This is a genomic window from Alistipes sp. UBA1686, from assembly GCF_002320215.1.
In the GTDB taxonomy this organism is placed as follows: domain Bacteria; phylum Bacteroidota; class Bacteroidia; order Bacteroidales; family Rikenellaceae; genus Alistipes; species Alistipes onderdonkii.
Genome location: NZ_DCKA01000018.1, coordinates 69540 through 86068, shown reverse-complemented (window position 1 = coordinate 86068; position 16529 = coordinate 69540). Strand labels below are relative to the sequence as shown.

The 16529-nt window shown below is 60.5% G+C and carries 13 protein-coding genes and 1 pseudogene; 9 read left to right on the top strand and 5 right to left on the bottom strand.

Annotated elements, in window-relative coordinates; genetic code table 11:
• Positions 1 to 103 precede the first annotated feature (103 nt).
• The 8 genes and pseudogenes from B3C38_RS08400 (at position 104) to B3C38_RS08365 (ending at position 10660) form a co-directional block, all read left to right on the top strand.
• Complete coding sequence (locus tag B3C38_RS08400) at positions 104 to 1366, top strand: phosphoglycerate kinase (protein ID WP_022332742.1); 1263 nt, start codon at positions 104 to 106, stop codon at positions 1364 to 1366.
• A gap of 89 nt (positions 1367 to 1455) precedes the next feature.
• Positions 1456 to 3486, top strand: a pseudogene (locus B3C38_RS08395) (M13 family metallopeptidase).
• Between the two features lie 176 nt (positions 3487 to 3662).
• Complete coding sequence (locus B3C38_RS08390) at positions 3663 to 4583, top strand: ABC transporter ATP-binding protein (protein WP_022332744.1); 921 nt, start codon at positions 3663 to 3665, stop codon at positions 4581 to 4583.
• 6 nt (positions 4584 to 4589) lie between these two features.
• The gene (locus B3C38_RS08385; RefSeq protein WP_022332745.1) at positions 4590 to 4760 is read left to right on the top strand and encodes a hypothetical protein; all 171 of its coding nucleotides are present in this window, start codon (positions 4590 to 4592) and stop codon (positions 4758 to 4760) included.
• Positions 4761 to 4764: 4 nt separating this feature from the next.
• On the top strand, positions 4765 to 6084 hold the full coding sequence (locus tag B3C38_RS08380; RefSeq protein WP_032134602.1) for an ABC transporter permease: 1320 nt from the start codon (positions 4765 to 4767) through the stop codon (positions 6082 to 6084).
• A gap of 226 nt (positions 6085 to 6310) precedes the next feature.
• Positions 6311 to 8800, top strand: a complete 2490-nt coding sequence (locus tag B3C38_RS08375; RefSeq protein WP_022332748.1) for a hybrid sensor histidine kinase/response regulator — start codon at positions 6311 to 6313, stop codon at positions 8798 to 8800.
• A 2-nt stretch (positions 8801 to 8802) separates the two neighbouring features.
• Positions 8803 to 10155 (top strand): sigma-54-dependent transcriptional regulator, encoded by a 1353-nt coding sequence (locus B3C38_RS08370; RefSeq protein WP_286726670.1) that lies wholly within the window; start codon positions 8803 to 8805, stop codon positions 10153 to 10155.
• Between the two features lie 238 nt (positions 10156 to 10393).
• The gene (locus B3C38_RS08365) at positions 10394 to 10660 is read left to right on the top strand and encodes a hypothetical protein (RefSeq protein ID WP_018695547.1); all 267 of its coding nucleotides are present in this window, start codon (positions 10394 to 10396) and stop codon (positions 10658 to 10660) included.
• 179 nt (positions 10661 to 10839) lie between these two features.
• Here B3C38_RS08365 and B3C38_RS08360 read toward each other — a convergent pair whose 3' ends face one another.
• The gene (locus B3C38_RS08360; protein ID WP_286726667.1) at positions 10840 to 11313 is read right to left on the bottom strand and encodes an Lrp/AsnC family transcriptional regulator; all 474 of its coding nucleotides are present in this window, start codon (positions 11311 to 11313) and stop codon (positions 10840 to 10842) included.
• An 11-nt stretch (positions 11314 to 11324) separates the two neighbouring features.
• Positions 11325 to 12512, bottom strand: a complete 1188-nt coding sequence (kbl, locus tag B3C38_RS08355) for a glycine C-acetyltransferase (protein ID WP_117507238.1) — start codon at positions 12510 to 12512, stop codon at positions 11325 to 11327.
• A 340-nt stretch (positions 12513 to 12852) separates the two neighbouring features.
• Here kbl and galE point away from each other — a divergent pair, with 340 nt between their 5' ends.
• Entirely contained in the window at positions 12853 to 13881 is a 1029-nt protein-coding gene (galE, locus tag B3C38_RS08350; protein ID WP_055211997.1) for a UDP-glucose 4-epimerase GalE, read from the top strand.
• Positions 13882 to 13966: 85 nt separating this feature from the next.
• On the opposite strand, the gene B3C38_RS08345 is transcribed toward galE, so the two are convergent.
• From B3C38_RS08345 to B3C38_RS08335, 3 genes are read right to left on the bottom strand one after another with little or no spacing between them, the layout of a single operon-like run.
• Positions 13967 to 15625, bottom strand: coding sequence for a GIN domain-containing protein (locus B3C38_RS08345; protein ID WP_286726663.1), 1659 nt, complete (start codon positions 15623 to 15625; stop codon positions 13967 to 13969).
• A gap of 13 nt (positions 15626 to 15638) precedes the next feature.
• A complete protein-coding gene (locus B3C38_RS08340) occupies positions 15639 to 15965 on the bottom strand; it encodes a hypothetical protein (protein ID WP_055212002.1) in 327 nt (108 codons plus the stop codon).
• Positions 15962 to 16522, bottom strand: coding sequence for an RNA polymerase sigma factor (locus B3C38_RS08335; RefSeq protein WP_286726661.1), 561 nt, complete (start codon positions 16520 to 16522; stop codon positions 15962 to 15964). Before B3C38_RS08335 ends, B3C38_RS08340 begins: the two co-directional genes overlap by 4 nt.
• Between the last annotated feature and the right edge of the window lie 7 nt (positions 16523 to 16529).

Genomic DNA, 16529 nt, shown 5'->3' with positions numbered 1-16529 from the left:
TCTGTTATCGGAATAACACTTTTTTAAATTATTTTCATAAATTTGCCCCGGTAATGCGTATTTGAAAGATCAATTCAACAAAATAATTCAAAATCAAAGAGCTATGTTCGCAATCGACAATTACGATTTCAAAGGCAAGCGCGCGATCATCCGCGTGGATTTCAACGTGCCCCTCAACGAGAAGGGCGAGGTAACGGACGATACCCGCATCCGTGCGGCGATCCCCACCATCAAGAAGGTGCTCGAAAAGGGCGGCTCGGTCATCCTGATGTCGCACCTGGGGCGTCCCAAGAAGAATCCCGATCCCAAGTTCTCGCTGGAGCAGATCGTCCCCGCCATCGAGAAACGCCTGGGCGTGAAGGTGATGTTTGCCGGCGACTGCATGGGCGAGAAGGCCGCCGAGATGGCTGCAAACCTCAAGCCCGGCGAGGTGATGCTGCTCGAAAACCTGCGTTTCTATGCCGAGGAGGAGGGCAAGCCCCGCGGCCTGGCCGAAGACGCTACCGACGAGGAGAAGAAGGCTGCCAAGAAGGCATTGAAAGAGGGCCCGCAGAAAGAGTTCGTCAAGCGGCTCGCTTCGTATGCCGATTGCTACATCAACGATGCGTTCGGTACGGCGCACCGCGCACACGCTTCGACGGCGCTGATCGCCGATTATTTCCCCAACGACAAGATGTTCGGCTATGTGATGGAGAACGAGCTGAAGGCCATCGACGGCATCATGCTCAACCCGCAGCGCCCGTTCTGCGCCATCCTGGGCGGTTCGAAGGTCTCGACCAAGATCACCGTCATCGAGAATCTCCTGGAGAAGGTGGACGTCCTCATCCTGGGCGGCGGTATGACCTATACCTTCGCGGCTGCGGAGGGCGGTAAGGTCGGCAATTCGATTTGTGAGCCCGACCAGTTCCAGACGGCACTCGATATCCTGGCCAAAGCCAAGCAGAAGGGTGTGAAGGTCGTGATGTCGCCCGACGCGCTGATCGCCGACGCATTCTCGGCCGATGCCAACACCGATGTGGCTCCCGCCAACAATATTCCCGACGGCTGGGAAGGCGTCGACATCGCCGAGGAAGGCAAGAAGGTGTTCCGCGAGGAGATCCTCAAGTGCAAGACGATCCTCTGGAACGGCCCCGTGGGCGTGTTCGAGATTGACAAGTTCGCAACCGGTTCGCGCGCCGTGGCCGAGGCTATCGCCGAGGCTACCTCGAAGGGTGCCTACTCGCTCATCGGCGGCGGCGATTCGGTGGCGTGCATCAACAAGTTCGGCCTGGCGGACAAGGTTTCGTATGTTTCGACCGGCGGCGGCGCCCTGCTCGAATACATGGAAGGCAAGGTGCTTCCGGGTGTGGCGGCGATCCGCAAATAAGCCGACATTCCGATCCAGATCCGAAATAAAGACAAGGGGTGTTCCGGCATGGTCGGACACCCCTGTCGTCACTAAAAAACCCGAACACAATGAAAAAAATCATTCTTTTCGCTGCAACAATAGCTTGTATGGCAAGTTGTCAGAATACATCCAAAACCCCGGCCATCGACCTGGCCAACTTCGACCTTTCGGTAGCCCCGAACGCCGACTTCTACGAGTACGCCACGGGCGGCTGGTAGAAAAACAACCCCCTCAAACCGGAATATTCGCGCTACGGTTCGTTCGATATCCTGCGTGACAACAACGAGAAGCGTATCAACGAGCTTTTCTCGGAGATGACCAAGATGAAGGCCGAGCCCGGCAGCATCGAGCAGAAGATCTCCGACCTCTATAAGATGGGGCTCGATTCGGTACGCCTGAACGCCGAGGGCGCAGCTCCGGTGAAGGACGCCGTCGGGGAGATCCTCGCTATCGGCGACCGTGCACAGCTGACCGGTGCCATTGCCGGACTCCACACGGCGATCGCCAACCCCTTCTTTTCCGTGGGTGTGCAGGCTGACTTGATGAACAGCGATATCAATGCCCTTTATATCTCGCAGTCGGGCCTCACGATGGGCGACCGCGATTACTACCTCGACCCCGAGAACGAGAATATCCGGACGGCCTACAAGGAGTATCTGGGCAAGCTTTTCCGTCTTGCAGGCATTCCTGAGGCCGACATCGAGAAAGCCGTGGCCGGTGTGATGAACATCGAGACGAAACTGGCCGAGAAGTCGTGGTCGAACACCGAGCTGCGCGACATACCGGCACAGTACAACCCCACGGCGAAGGCCGAGTTCGAGAAGACCTACGATGCCATAGACTGGCCCGCTTACTATAAAGCCATGGGCATCGGCGACTTCGACACGATCATCGTGACGACGAAATCGTCGATCGCCAACGCCAACGACCTGATGAAGAACGCTCCGCTGGAGGATATCCGTTACTACCTCGCGGCGCAGTACCTGGACGATGCCGCGTCGTACCTGAGCGACGATTTCCAGCAGGCATCGTTCGATTTCTACGGCAAGGCGATGGCCGGCCAGCAGGAGATGAAACCACGCTGGAAGCGAGCCATGTCGGTGCCCAACGGCATCCTTTCCGAGGCTGTGGGCGAGATGTATGTCGCCAAATATTTCCCCGCAAAGGACAAGGAGCGTATGCTCGGGCTGGTGAAGAACCTGCAGACGGCGCTCGGGCAGCATATCGCGGCGCTGGACTGGATGTCGGACGCCACGAAGGCCAAGGCTCAGGAAAAACTGGCGGCCTTCACGGTGAAGATCGGTTACCCGGACAAGTGGAAGGACTATTCGACGCTGGCGATCGACCCCTCGAAGAGCTATTTCGAGAACATCGTGAATGCCAGCCTCTGGTATACGGCCGACAATATTTCGAAGCTCGGCAAGCCTGTCGATAAGGACGAGTGGCACATGTCGCCCCAGACGGTGAACGCCTACTACAACCCGACGACCAACGAGATCTGCTTCCCGGCAGCCATCCTCCAGCCGCCGTTCTACAACCCCGAGGCTGACGACGCCGTGAACTACGGTGCCATCGGCGTGGTGATCGGCCACGAGATGACCCACGGGTTCGACGACCAGGGCCGCAACTTCGACAAGGACGGCAACATGAACAACTGGTGGACGGAGGAGGACGCTGCTGCGTTCAAGGCCAAGACCGACATCCTCGTAAAGCAGTTCGACGCGATCGAGGTGCTGCCCGCCAAGGACGGCCAGCCTGCGATTATGGCCAACGGCTCCCTCAGCCTGGGCGAGAACATCGCCGACCAGGGCGGCCTGCGCGTTTCCCATACGGCGTTCCGTAACTCGCTGAACGGCACCGAGCCCGCGCCGATCGACGGATTCACCGCCGACCAGCGGTTCTACCTGGCTTACGCTACGCTGTGGGCGCAGAATATCCGCGACGAGGAGATCGCACGTCTTACGAAGCTCGACGTACACTCGCTGGGCAAATGGCGTGTGAACGCCACGCTGCGTAATCTGCAGGATTTCTACGATGCGTTCAGTATGACCGACGGGGAGATGTTCATGCCCGAGGAGGAGCGCGTGGTTATCTGGTAGGCGGGTGCCGCCCCGATCGATATGCCGGCGGCAGGGTAATCCCTGCCGCCTTTTTGTTTCCCTGCCGGGCGGGTTGCTATGTTGATTATATCGAAAAACGATAAATATTTTTTGATATTCAAAAATTGTTGTTATATTTGTCGCCGAACAAACCCTAAAAATAACTCTCAGCGACCATGGATTTACTCACAGTAGAACATGTCACCAAGCAATACGCCGGGCACAAGGCCCTCGACGACGTATCGCTCGCAATCCCCCGAGGTTCGGTCTACGGGTTGCTTGGCCCCAACGGGGCCGGCAAGACGACGCTGATCCGCATCATCAACCGCATCACGGCGCCCGACAGCGGCCGCGTGTTGTTCGGTGACCGCGAGATCACGCCTGCGGATGTTTACCGTATCGGTTACCTGCCCGAGGAACGTGGCCTTTACAAGAAGATGAAGGTCGGCGAACAGGCCGTTTTCTTCGCACGCCTGAAAGGGCTTTCGCGCCGCGAAGCCGTCGTGCGGCTCAAGCAGTGGTTCGTGAAGTTCGGTATCCAGGACTGGTGGGACAAGAAGATCGAGGAGCTCTCGAAGGGCATGGCCCAGAAGGTGCAGTTTATCGTCACGGTGCTGCACGAACCCGAACTGCTGATCTTCGACGAGCCTTTCTCGGGCTTCGACCCGATCAATGCCAACCTCCTGAAGGAGGAGATCCTCGCCCTGCGCGACAAGGGCTCCACGATCATCTTCTCGACGCACAACATGTCGTCCGTGGAGGAGATCTGCGACCACATCACGCTGATCAACAAGTCGCGCAACATCCTCTCGGGGTGTGTCGACGACATACGCCGCAGGCACGGGGCAAACATCTTCGAAGTGGCCTACCGGGGCGATGAGGCGGCGCTGCGCCGTGCCGTCGAAGGCCGCTGCGAGATACTCGAAGGTTCGCAGGACAAGTCGGTATACGCTACGCTCAAACTCCATGTCGGGCGCGACGAGGAGGTGCGCGCAGTGATCGCCGCCGTGAACGACGCCGTCGAGCTGCGCTCGTTCCAGGAGATCATCCCGTCGATGAACGACATATTCATCCGCGCCGTCAGCGGGAACCTTTAGCCGGCCATGAACAGCAAGATCGTCAGCTCCGTCTTCGTCGTCGCGGCACTGGGCATCCTCTTTTACGACGTCTGTGCCGGGGAGCGGGTTGCGCCGCGGGCCTACATCTGCGTGGGGCTGCTCGTCGCGGCGCAGCTAATCAATCTCTTCGGGAACAAAACTCATAAAAACAAGTAAAACCATGTCACAAGTAGGTATCATCATAGGACGCGAATTCAACGAGCGCGTCCGTAAAAAATCCTTCATCATCACCACGCTGCTGATGCCGCTGCTGATGGTCGGCCTGATGTTCGCCCCGATGCTCATCATGAAGTATTCGGGCGGCGACGAGAAACATATCGCCGTGATCGACGAGAGCGGGCTGATAGCCCCCAGGCTGCAAAGCGGCAAGGAGCTGATATTCGAGCCCACCGACCTTTCGACCGAGGCCGCGCGTAAGGAATTGACCGACAAGTTCGGCGTGCTCTACATCGGTTCGGACATCCTCACCAACCCCAACAACGTGAAACTGTATGCCAATTCGTCGTCGTCGCTGTCGGTCGAAAGCAACATCACGGGGCAGATCGAGGATATCATAGAGGCCGAGAAACTCAAATCGTATAACATCGAAAACCTGTCGCAGATACTTCAGGAGGTGAAGACCCGCGTCGGTATGCAGACTTTCCGCAACGACGAGTCGCAGGAAGAGGAGGCGCACGCCAAATCGTCGGTGGTAGCCACGGGGACGGGCTTCGTGCTGGGCATGATCCTCTACATGTTCCTGCTGATCTACGGTTCGATGGTCATGCAGTCTGTGATCGAGGAGAAGAACAGCCGCGTGCTGGAGGTGATGGTTTCGTCGGTGAGGCCCTTCGACCTGATGCTGGGCAAGATACTCGGCGTGGCGTCGGTTGCCGTCGTGCAGGTGCTGATCTGGGGCGCGCTGTGCGTCGTAGGGGCGCTTGCGGTGGCGCAGATGATGCCCCCCGAAATGATGGAGGGCGTGCAGGCCATGCAACAGGGGGTTCCCGGCGCAGCGGCTGCGATCGACGTGAACCCGGAGATGTTGCAGGTGATAGCGGCCATTACGGACTTCGGCTTTATCCTCCGCATCTTCGCCTACCTGCTGCTGTTCGTCTTCGGCGGTTACCTGTTCTACTCGGCGATGTTCGCCGCGGTGGGATCGGCCGTGGACAGCATCCAGGACGCGCAGCAGTTGCAGACACCGATCACGATCCCGATCATCCTCGCCCTGCTGGTGATGATATCGGTCGTGAACGATCCCAACTCGCAGATGGCCTTCTGGTTCTCGATGATCCCCTTCACGTCGCCCGTGGTGATGATGGCGCGTATCCCTTACGGCATTCCCCTGTGGGAGATAATACTCTCGCTGGTGATCCTCTACGCCTCGTTCACGGCGATGGTGTGGTTTGCGGCGAAGATCTACCGTGTGGGTATCTTCATGTACGGTAAAAAGCCGACGTTCAAGGAACTTTACAAGTGGATGCGGTATAAGTATTAGTCCGCACCGCGAAACGTGGAATGACCGGGCCGTACGATGTCGTGCGGCCCGGTTTTGTTTTTATGGATCCGGACTGTCCGGCCTTATGCGGGAGCGGCTTGTCCGGGATCGGTGTTGTGCGCGGGACGTCGCGGAGCGGATGGGCGGCCGCACCGTGCCGCCCGGGCGTGCGGGAGCGAAATCGGCAGGTGCCGGGATTTTCCCGGTTTTTACTATCTTTGGGGGTATGAAAGAGTCGAAATTCGTCAAAACCAAGATCGTCGCGGGCTATGTCATCCTGATTGCCGTCTGCGTCCTTTCAGTCGGGTATGTTTACCGTGCGGTGGTGCGTTTTTCGACCTCCGACGGCAGTTATTCGCTGCTGCACACCAAGCGCAATGTCGTGGGACAAACCCTCTACCACCTCTACCAGGCCGAGAGTTACGGCCAGCTGATGATCGCCGGATACAAGTCTTACGAGGCGCGGTACAAACGCGAATTGCGCACCGTGCGCGGCTATATCGACTCGTTGCGCATCCTGACCGGGGAGCAGGATTCGCTCCAGACGATGCGCCTGGACAGCATCGTGAGGCTGTTGGGCGACAAGGAACGGCGGACGATGAACCTGCGGCGGACGATCCGTTCGGCGGCTACGGCCAGTCTGCTGGACAAGAATATCCGCGAGCTGATCGGCCCGGCGGACAGTGTGGACAGCGTGGCGGTTTTGCGCGACAGCGTGTCGGTGCGTACGGTGGTGCAGGATACGCTGTCCGTGGCGGTGCCGCGGCGCAAGCGCAATTTCTTCCGCCGTTTCGCCGACCTGTTCAGTCCTCCCAAAGAGGATTCGAGCATCGTGATCTCTCACCGTGAGCGGGTCGTCGATTCGCTCCCCGCGACGGCCGTGAAGGATACGATCGCCATCGTCCTCAGGACGTTGCAGGATCGGGTGACCAGCGACCGCATCGGCATTTACGACCGGGCGTGGGATGAAGGGATGCGCCTCCGCTACAGCAACGAACTGGTGAATACGAAGATCTACCGCCTCATCATGGATTTCGAAGCCGAGGATACGGCGTTCCTGCTGGGCAAGATCGACCAGACGGAGGCTATCCGCCGCCGGTCGTCGTACGTGCTGGGCGGTATCGCCATCGTCGCCGTCGTGCTGATGCTGCTGTTCGTGGGTATCCTGCTGCGTGATATCAACCGCAGCACCCGCTACCGGAGGGCGCTCGAGCGGGCCAACCGCGACAACGAGGCGCTGCTGGCAGCGCGTGAGAAGCTGATGCTGGCCATCACGCACGACATCAAGGCGCCGCTGGGATCGGTGATGGGGTATATCGACCTGCTTTCGCGCCTCACCACGGGCAAACGCGAGGGACTTTACCTGCACAATATGAAGGAGTCGTCGGAGCACCTGCTGGCGCTGGTCAACAGCCTGCTGGACTTCTACCGGCTCGATATCAACAAGGTCGACGTCGACAACGTGGCGTTCTGCCCGGCACAACTGTTCGAGACGATCCGCGAGGGGTTTGCGGCCATGGCCGATGCAAAGGGCATCGCCCTTGTGCTCGAAGCCGGGCCGGGGGCCGGGGACGAGGTGACGGGCGATCCTTTCCGGATCCGCCAGATTGCAGACAACCTGATATCCAATGCGCTGAAATTTACGGACGAGGGCAGTGTGACGATCCGGGCCGACGTCGTGGACGGACGGCTGGTATTCTCCGTGCGCGACACCGGGCGGGGCATCGGCCGCGAGGAGAAAGAACGCATTTTCCAGGAGTTCGTGCGCCTGCGTTCGGCGCAGGGCGTCGACGGGTTCGGGCTGGGGCTTTCGATCGTCGACCGTCTGGTAAAACTGCTCGGCGGCAGCATTTCGCTCGAAAGCCGCCTGGGCGAGGGCAGTAAGTTCATCGTCTCGGTACCGGTAGGCCGCAGCAGCGGGAAGAAACCCGACGGCCCGCAGCAGCCTGCCCGCACGGCCGCCCGCCCGGACTTGAAGGTACTGCTGATCGACGACGACCCGCTGCAACTGGAGATGACTGCCGGGATGTGCCGCCAGGCCGGGGTGGCTGCCGAGTGCTGCCAGTATCCCGAATATGCCGCCAAACTGGTGGCCGAAGGGGTGTTCGACGCTGTTTTTACCGATATACAGATGCCGTCGGCTGACGGGTTTAGCGTATTGGCCGCGGTGCGCGGGGTCGACTCTGCAATTCCCGTGGTGGCCGTTTCGGCGCGCGGGGAGATGGATGCCGGGGATTTCTCGGCACGCGGGTTCGCGGGATGCCTGCGCAAGCCGTTTACGGCGAATGAACTGGTTGCCGTGCTGAACACCGTCTGCGGCGCGGATGCCGCGGTGCCGCCCGCCGGGGGCGGGGTTTCCGCGGCCGGGGCGGAACAGGCGGACGGAGTGGATTTCAGCGCCCTGACTGCCTATGCGGGTGACGACACGGCGGCGGCACGGGGAATTCTGGAATCCTTCGCGGAGCAGGGCGCGACCAACTGTGCCCTGCTGGAGCGGGCGTTGGACGACGGCGATGCGGCGGCACTGAAAGCCGTGGCGCACAAGATGGCGCCGATCTTCACGATGCTCGGGGCCGTGCAGGTGGCGGCGGCGCTGCGGACGGCGGAAAACTGGGAAGGCCCCCTGACCGACACGTTAGGCCGGGAGGTACGCACGGCGGCAGAAAATATCCGCGCGATTATCGCGGAAGCGCAAAAAAAGGTATCTTTGTCGTGAATATGGAACGGATTCTGATCGTAGACGACGACATCACCTTCGGCCTGATGCTCAAGACCTGGCTCTCGAAAAAAGGGTTCGGGACACAGACCGCAGCCAGTGCGGCGGCAGCCCGGACGGCTCTTGCGGAAGGAGGCTACTCGCTCGTGCTGAGCGATATGCGGTTGCCCGACGAGGACGGAATCGCCCTTTTGCAGTGGATGTCGGGGCAGCGGATCGAAGTGCCCGTGATCGTGATGACGAGCTATGCCGAGATCCAGAACGCCGTGCGCTGCATGAAACTCGGCGCCCGCGACTACGTCGCCAAGCCCGTCAATCCCGACGAATTGCTGAAAAAGATCCGCGAGGCGCTTGATGCCCCGGCGCCCGTAGGCGATGTCCCCCCGGTAACGCCGGAAAAGGCGCCGGAGACTTCCCGGGCTGCGGGCGGGGATATGCCCAACTATATCGAGGGGCAGAGCGATGCCGCGCGGCAGCTCTACGAATATGTGCGGCTCGTCGCGCCGACGAACATGTCGGTATTGGTGAACGGTGCCAGCGGCACGGGCAAGGAGCATGTGGCGCAGCTGATCCACCGCCAGAGCAAGCGTGCCGGAAAGCCGTTCGTAGCGGTCGATTGCGGCGCCATTCCGCGCGACCTGGCTGCTTCGGAGTTTTTCGGCCATGTCAAGGGGTCGTTCACGGGGGCTGTCGGCGATAAGACGGGCGCCTTCGAAGCGGCCAGCGGCGGCACGCTCTTTCTGGACGAGGTGGGGAACCTTACTTATGAAACCCAGGTGCAGTTGTTGCGGGCCTTGCAGGAGCGCCGCATCCGTCCCGTGGGCAGTAACCGTGAAGTTGCGGTCGACATCCGGCTGGTCGCTGCGACCAACGAAAACCTTGAAGCGGCAATTGCGCGCGGGACGTTCCGGGCCGACCTCTACCACCGGATCAACGAATTTACGCTCCGTATGCCCGAAGTGAGGCAGATGCGCGAGGATATCATGCTGTATGCCGATTTTTTCCTCGACCAGGCCAACCGCCAGCTGGACAAGCATATCGTCGGGTTCGACGGCGAAGCCGCTGCGGCCATGGTGCGTTATGACTGGCCGGGAAACCTGCGGCAGATGAAGAACACGGTGATGTCGGCGACGCTGCTCTGCCGGGGCGATTATATCTCCTGCCGCGAACTGCCGGCCGAAATCGCCGGGGTTTCCGGTGCGGCTGCGGTGCCGTTGCGCAACCCGGCCGGCGAGGAGGAGCAGATACGCCGCGCCCTGTCCATGGCCGGGGGAAACAAGTCGCAGGCCGCCAAACTGCTCGGCATCGACCGCAAAACCCTTTACAACAAATTGCACCTATACGGGATCGAGTGATGCGCCTGCGTGTGGAATTTTTCCACATACCTGTGGCGCGATTCCACACTTTTCCACATACCGCCGATTGTGGTACGTTTTGTTAACCGCTGTAATTCAGCGGTTTTTCGTTTTCTGTCCGCATGGCACGCCTCTTGGACTTTCCAAAGTCAGAAAGGTCGACGGGACAAATTACGAACCTGAAGAAATGAAGTGGAACCTTAAATCATTAAGAGCTATGAAAAAGACAATTGTAACGATGGCAGCTTTGATGCTGATGGCTGGGGGCGCATTCGCATGCGCACAGCAGCCCGAGAAGAAGGACGCCTCCGCGGCGACCGAAGCTACGGCTCCCGCAACGGAGTCCCCGGCTACCGATGAACAGGAGAAATCGGAGTCCGGCGATGCGGAAAAGACTGATTCGACTGCCGGAGAATCAGCCAAGGAGGAGAATAAGGTTGAGAGTACAAGCACAAGTGAGGGCAACTCCTCCTCCGCATCGGAAGCTTCGGATTCCGCTAAGTAAACTTGCGGGATAATCATCAGTTAAACAATTGTTTGCCGGGGTACCCTGCCTGTATGGGCGGGGTACTTTCTTTGTGCGTCCGGGGCCGGGGACAGCGGCCTGTGCCCCGGCATGTACGGACACAAAGGCGGAAACCGGGATTTCCGGCCTCCGCCTTTGCGAAAGGGGCGTCGTGCGGACTACTCCTCGACGAAGTCGATGTTCACCTGGCGCTGGAACGCCTCCTGCAACGAGATCTGCGTTTCGGTCGAGGCGACGCCCTGGATACGCAGGATACCGTCGAAAATCGTACGCATGAGGTGCTCGTTGTCCACGCAGTAGAGTTTCACGAGGATGTTGCCCGATCCGGTGATGAAATGTGCCTCCACGATTTCGGGGATCTCCTTGAGCTGTTCCACGGTCTGCTTGAGCAGCTGCGGGTCTTTGAGCGTGATGCTGATGTGGGCGCAGACGTCGAAGCCCATCATCTTGGGGTCTACGATCAGGCGGCTGCCCAGGATCACGCCCGAATCGTCGAGCTTGCGGATGCGCTGGTGGATCGCAGCACCCGAAATACCGCATTCGCGGGCGATCTCGAGAAAGGGCATGCGCGCATTTTTGATCAGGTATTTGAGGATCTTGCGGTCGATTGCGTCTAATGAGGTCTTAGGCATATGAGGATTGGTTATTTAATGACATTCAATTCTTTGCCGACCTTGGTGAAGGCTGCGATGCAACGATCCAGCTGGTCGGTGGTATGGCCTGCCGATACCTGTACGCGGATGCGGGCCTGGCCTTTCGGCACGACGGGATAGTAGAATCCCGTGACGAATACGCCCTCGTCCTGCAGCCTGGCGGCGAAGTCCTGCGACAGCTTGGCGTCGTAGAGCATCACGGCGCAGATGGCCGACTGGGTGGGTTTGATGTCGAAGCCTGCGGCCATCATCCCCTCGCGGAAGTGCTCGACGTTGGCGACCAGCAGGTCGTGCAGTTCATTGCTCTCGGCGAGCATCCGGAACATCTCGATCCCGGCACCTACGACAGCGGGGGGCAGCGAGTTGGAGAAGAGGTAGGGGCGCGAACGCTGGCGCAGCATGTCGATGATCTCCCTGCGGCCGGTGGTGAAGCCGCCTACGGCACCGCCGAAGGCCTTGCCCAGCGTGCCGGTCAGGATGTCGACCTGGCCGCGCCGGTCGTAGAGTTCCGTGATGCCGCGGCCGGTTTTGCCCAGCACGCCTGCCGAGTGGCACTCGTCGACCATGACCAGAGCGTCGTATTTCTCGGCCAGGGCGCATATTTTGTCGAGCGGGGCGGCATTGCCGTCCATCGAGAATACGCCGTCGGTGCAGATGATGCGGAAACGCTGTGCCTGCGCCTTCTTGAGACACTCCTCCAGGTCGGCCATGTCGGCATTGGCGTAACGGTAACGTACGGCTTTGCAGAGACGCACGCCGTCGATGATCGAGGCGTGGTTCAGGGCGTCGGAGATGATGGCGTCCTGCTCGCCGAAGAGCGGTTCGAAGACACCCCCGTTGGCATCGAAACAGGCGGCGTAGAGAATCGTGTCCTCCGTGCCGAAATAGTCGGCAATGGCCTTTTCGAGCTCCTTGTGGATGTCCTGGCATCCGCAGATGAAGCGCACCGACGACATGCCGTAGCCGCGGCTGTCCATGGCTTTTTTCGCCGCCTCGACCAGGCGCGGGTTGTCCGAAAGCCCAAGGTAGTTGTTGGCGCAGAAGTTTAGCACCTTACGACCTGCAACTTCGATCTCCGCACGTTGCGGCGAAGTAATGACCCGTTCGCTCTTGTAGAGCCCTGCAGCCTTGATTTCAGCAAGTTCTTGCTGCAGATGTTCTTTGATTTTTCCGTACATATCCGTTAATGTTTTGATGAATTTCCGGTGTGTGAGGTGTCAATCTGTTAGCAAATATACGATTAATTTTCGAAAACAGCCACCGCCCTCCCGCTTTTTTCCATGTCGGGGTTACAATTTGTTAGCTTCCGTGGCCGGGACGGACTTTCCCCTGCCCCCGGCAGGCCGTCGGGCGATCCCCGGGTACGGCGTCCCGCCGCATGTCCCGGCCGCAGCCGCAGGGCAGGCCGGAAGCCCTCCGGGAAAGGATTTTCCGGCGGCGGCCGAGGTTTTCGGGGCTAATTGGCGGACGAGCGTATTTTTTTGATATATTTGTAGTTCGAATAAAAACCGTCAACTTATGAAAAAATCGTGTGTTTTGGTCAGCGGCGGCGCCGGTTATATCGGTTCGCACACCGCCGTGGAATTGATCGGTGCGGGGTACGACGTGGTGATCGTCGACAATCTCTCGAACAGCGACATGGATGCAGTCGAGGGCGTGCGCAGGATCACGGGCGTCGACGTCCCGTTCGAAAAGGCCGACTGCTGCGACCGCGACGCCTTTGCCCGGGTGTTCGAAAAATACGACTTCGATTCGGTAATCCATTTCGCGGCGTCGAAGGCCGTGGGCGAATCGGTGAGCAAACCGTTGGAATATTACCGCAACAACCTCATGTCGTTCATGAACGTCATCGGCCTGATGCGCGAGTACGGGCGGCAGAACATCGTCTTCTCGTCGTCGTGCACCGTCTACGGTGAGGCCGACGTGCTGCCCGTCACGGAGCAGACGCCCCGCAAGCCCGCCACGTCGCCCTACGGCAACACCAAGCAGATGTGCGAGGATATCCTGCGCGACTCGCTGGCCGCCTACGAGGGGCTGAAAGGTATCGCGCTGCGTTATTTCAACCCGATCGGGGCGCACCCGTCGGCGCTGATCGGCGAGCTGCCGCGCGGCGTGCCGCAGAACCTGGTGCCTTACATCACGCAGACTGCCGCAGGCATCCGCGAATGCCTGTCGGTGTTCGGGGACGACTACCCGACGCCCGACGGCTCGAACATCCGCGACTATATCGACGTGGTAGATCTGGCGAAGGCGCATGTGGCGGCGATCCGGCGCATGATCGAGGACAGGAACAAGGCACGGTACGAGGTCTTCAACATCGGCACGGGGCGCGGGGTTTCGGTGCTGGAGCTGGTTCGCAAGTTCGAAGAGGTGAACAATCTGAAACTCAACTATAAGATCGTCGGCCGCCGTGCGGGCGACATCGTGGCCATCTGGGCCGATCCGTCGTATGCCAACAACGAACTGGGCTGGCGGGCCGAGCGCTCGCTCGACGAGACACTCGCGGCAGCCTGGAAATGGGAGAAGCATATCCGCGGCATCGAATAGCACAATGCACTGCTGCAAACCCGAAAGGGACGGATCCGCACTGGATTCCGTCCCTTTCCCGTAAATACGCTTATGGTGTTTGTATTTACTTTCTGCGCCGTATGTTGTCGGTGAGCGATTCGACCCTGCAAGGGCCGTCGTACGTTATCCGGGCGGCTGTCGAGGCGTTTATCCGCAGGGTGCCCGAGCACCACACGTCGGCCTTGGCATAGTTCGATACGGTCAGGTCATAGTCGGCGACCTGCAGCTCGGGGGCGCTGAACACGGCTCCGGATGATACCCTTACCGCGGCGCTGGCGACCTGTGCCGACCCTTTCAGGTTGATCTTGCCGTAACTGCCGACTTCCGCCTCGAGCGAATTCCCGCTGAACGTGCCGCTGAACGAGCCGCCGCTGCTGACGGTCAGTTTCGTCTGCCGGCTGTTCACCGTCACTGCGCCGGAGAACTTGGCGTAGCTGTCGACGCTCAGCGTCAGTGCATCCGAGATCAGCGTACTGCTGACACTGGCGCCGCTGCTGATCTTGAGCGTCAGGACGGAAGCTTTGATGTCGTTCGAGAACTTGGCGTAGCTCCCGACTGTGACTTGGCAGTTGTTGCGGCAGTCGACGGGCGCCTGTGCCGACCCGTAGCTCGAAACCCGCAGCTCGCAGTCGTTGCAGTGTACCGAGCCCGAGAATTTGCCATAGCTCGACACGTTGAGCTGGGTGGTGCCCGGGGTGTCGATGTCGGCGATGACCGATCCGTAGCTCGAAACGGAAACCGCGACCGAGGGCCCTTTCAGCGGCAGCTTGCAGGTCACCTTGCCATAGGAGCCGGCCGATATCTGGCGCAGGGCGGCCGACGCGGGAACGACGACCGAGACCGAAATGTTCTCCGTATTATTGGCGTTGACGCGGAATTTCAGCGTCCCGCCGTCGCGCTCGAGCACCAGGTAGTCGATCACATTGTCGTCGGCCGTCACGCTGATGGTTCGGGCCGTGGGGCTGACCGTGACGTCGAAGAACGCCGCGGCCGAAATGCCCGTGTAGTCGCCCGCCTTGCCCCAGTCCTGCGTCACCATGCGCCCGCTGCCTTTCAGCCGCGTGTTCTGGTTGCGGCGGCGGTCGACGGCGGCACGTTTGATGTTGGTGCCGATTTCGCCCTCCGTGTTGTAGAGGCGGCGGATCTGCTCGGCAGTGAGCACAGCGGCGAATTTGTCCACGTAGTCGCGTTTGACCTGCGCCGTGGCGGCGATGTTCGAGAGCTTGGTTTTGAGCCCCTGCCGTTGTGCGGCCTCGTCCGTTCCCGCCGCCGGGGTGTTGACGGCCTTGTCGAGCGCCTCGCGGTAGGCTTTGTAGAGCGGTTCGAATTCCTTGCGCTGGCGCGAGGTAAGCCCCAGTTCGCGCACGACCTGCTCGCGAGCGGCCTTGTTCAGCTCTTCGATCGACTGGTTGGCGACGGCGGCCGTTTCGGCGGCGTCGATGGCGGCGCGCGCTTCGGCAATGGCGCGGTCGATCTCGCGGTCGGAGGCGCCGACGGCCCTGCGGGCCTCGGCCATGGCACGGTCGATCTGGCGGTCAGTGGCGTTTACGGCGCGGCGCGCTTCGGACAAGGCACGGGAAACCTCCCGGTCGGCCGCGTTGCCGGCCGTGTTGACGATAGCCCGGGCTTCGGCCAAAAGCTGTTTCAGTTCGTCACCGGCCGGCGCGGCCTTGCCTGCGAGGGCGAAGAGGAGCGCGCAAAGAAAAGTGAGGAGTTGTTTCATAGCGCATGGATTTTTAAAGTTGCTGGTTGTAGAGTATGTCGTCGTAGTTCTCCGCCGCAGCCTGTTGCAGGGTTTCGGTCGGGGCCGTGGCGAGCATCTGCTCGATGTCCGGCAGCGGGGCCTCGGCGCGGTGGCTGAGGTGTCCGGAGAGGAGGATGCCCGTTGCCAGGAGGGCTGCCGCGACACCTATCCCCGCCGCCAGGTAAAGCCGGCGGGTGCGGGCAGCGGGTGCGGGCCGTGCCGCCGTATTGCGCAGGATGCGTTCGTGCAACGCTTCGAGGCGATGCTCAGGCAGGTCGTAAGGCAGCCGCCTGCCGATATTTCCGAATTCGTGGTTCATAGTTCCCGTGTTAGTTTCTCTTTCAGTTTCTGTACCGCATGGTGGTAATTGACCTTGAGCGTCTCTTCGCGCTGCCCCAGTACGCGGGCGATCTGTCCGTAGGGCATCCGGTCGTAGTAGCGGAGGTTGAAGACCAGCCGTTGCTTGAGCGGCAGCTCCAGGATCGCCTGCTGGAAACGTACCAGCGTCCGGTCGGCATCCTCGCCGCACTCCTCCGCCACGCGGCTTGCCAGGATGCGGCTCACGTCGTCGAGCGAGGAGAAGAGCCCCGGCCTGCGCCGCCGCAGCATCGTCAGTGCGGTGTTCGTGGCGATGCGGTAGAGCCATGCCCCCAGTTCCCCGGCTCCGCCCCGGAAGGTGCCGATCTTGTCGTAGGCGCGGATGAAGGTTTCCTGTACCACGTCTTCGGCATCCTCGTGGACGACGACCAGCCGTCGTGCGTGCCAGTAAAGCGGCCGCAGGTATGTCCCGACCAGACGGTCGAACGCCCCGCGCCGGGTGGCGGGATTGCGTAGCGCCGAGAGTTCTTCTGCGGGTATGTCGCGGGTCGCTTCCATGAGGGTT

What these genes read in the sequence shown, in the direction of transcription:
- B3C38_RS08335 (WP_286726661.1), bottom strand. Translation starts at nt 16,522, where the DNA reads ATGGAAGCGACCCGCGACATACCCGCAGAAGAACTCTCGGCGCTACGC.
- galE (WP_055211997.1), top strand. Translation starts at nt 12,853, where the DNA reads ATGAAAAAATCGTGTGTTTTGGTCAGCGGCGGCGCCGGTTATATCGGT.
- kbl (WP_117507238.1), bottom strand. Translation starts at nt 12,512, where the DNA reads ATGTACGGAAAAATCAAAGAACATCTGCAGCAAGAACTTGCTGAAATC.
- B3C38_RS08365 (WP_018695547.1), top strand. Translation starts at nt 10,394, where the DNA reads ATGGCAGCTTTGATGCTGATGGCTGGGGGCGCATTCGCATGCGCACAG.
- B3C38_RS08400 (WP_022332742.1), top strand. Translation starts at nt 104, where the DNA reads ATGTTCGCAATCGACAATTACGATTTCAAAGGCAAGCGCGCGATCATC.
- B3C38_RS08390 (WP_022332744.1), top strand. Translation starts at nt 3,663, where the DNA reads ATGGATTTACTCACAGTAGAACATGTCACCAAGCAATACGCCGGGCAC.
- B3C38_RS08370 (WP_286726670.1), top strand. Translation starts at nt 8,803, where the DNA reads ATGGAACGGATTCTGATCGTAGACGACGACATCACCTTCGGCCTGATG.
- B3C38_RS08375 (WP_022332748.1), top strand. Translation starts at nt 6,311, where the DNA reads ATGAAAGAGTCGAAATTCGTCAAAACCAAGATCGTCGCGGGCTATGTC.
- B3C38_RS08385 (WP_022332745.1), top strand. Translation starts at nt 4,590, where the DNA reads ATGAACAGCAAGATCGTCAGCTCCGTCTTCGTCGTCGCGGCACTGGGC.
- B3C38_RS08345 (WP_286726663.1), bottom strand. Translation starts at nt 15,625, where the DNA reads ATGAAACAACTCCTCACTTTTCTTTGCGCGCTCCTCTTCGCCCTCGCA.
- B3C38_RS08360 (WP_286726667.1), bottom strand. Translation starts at nt 11,313, where the DNA reads ATGCCTAAGACCTCATTAGACGCAATCGACCGCAAGATCCTCAAATAC.
- B3C38_RS08380 (WP_032134602.1), top strand. Translation starts at nt 4,765, where the DNA reads ATGTCACAAGTAGGTATCATCATAGGACGCGAATTCAACGAGCGCGTC.
- B3C38_RS08340 (WP_055212002.1), bottom strand. Translation starts at nt 15,965, where the DNA reads ATGAACCACGAATTCGGAAATATCGGCAGGCGGCTGCCTTACGACCTG.